Origin of the sequence: Ascidiimonas meishanensis (genome assembly GCF_037782385.1) — a bacterium.
GTDB classification, from domain to species: domain Bacteria; phylum Bacteroidota; class Bacteroidia; order Flavobacteriales; family Flavobacteriaceae; genus Ascidiimonas; species Ascidiimonas meishanensis.
Map to the genome: position 1 here is coordinate 1 of NZ_JBBEXD010000060.1, position 628 is coordinate 628.

Sequence of the window (628 nt, forward strand, 5' to 3'; positions counted from 1 at the left end):
ATGCCTTTGTTGGCATCAGTTGTCATATTTCCGTTTTCATCATAACTATAATCTGTTCCATTGGTACTGCTATCTTTAAAACCATAGTTTTTGTTCGCAACATCATTAACGCGTTGCAATTTGTTGCCACTGTCGTAGAAATAATACATATTATCCATTTCTCCAAAATGGGAAGTATTCCCCGCAATCGGATTCTCTACTAAATGCCCTGTTCGTACCAACCGGATGATGTTCCCGTTTTTGTCGTAACTAATACTGCTTAGGTTGTAGTTGTTGGTGTTATCAGTACCGCTTATGATTCTATTGAAGGCATCGTAGGTGTAATTATAGTTTTTAAGACTGTTATCGGTATTACTGCTGCGCCAACTGGTGCTGCTAATGTTGCCGTTGTATAGGGGGTTTGCTCCTTGGTTGTACCCGATCTTAAATCCAAAAAGATCGCTTCCCAGATTGTTTACGTTATTGATTTCTTTGAGCCAGCCGCGTATGTTGTAGCTATAGTCTATGGTTTGTAGGGGGTTCATTAGGGTGTTTCCTATTTTCTTGACTAGTAACTGCCCTAGGGCATCGTAACTGTTTTCACTGAGTACTTCTTCGGGCTGGTTTCCTATTTGGTGGGTGTGTCTGA

General features: G+C 40.8%; 1 pseudogene. It reads right to left on the bottom strand.

The annotated features are described in order from the left end of the window. Positions 1–628, bottom strand: a pseudogene (locus WBG07_RS19430) (hypothetical protein); the annotation flags it as partial.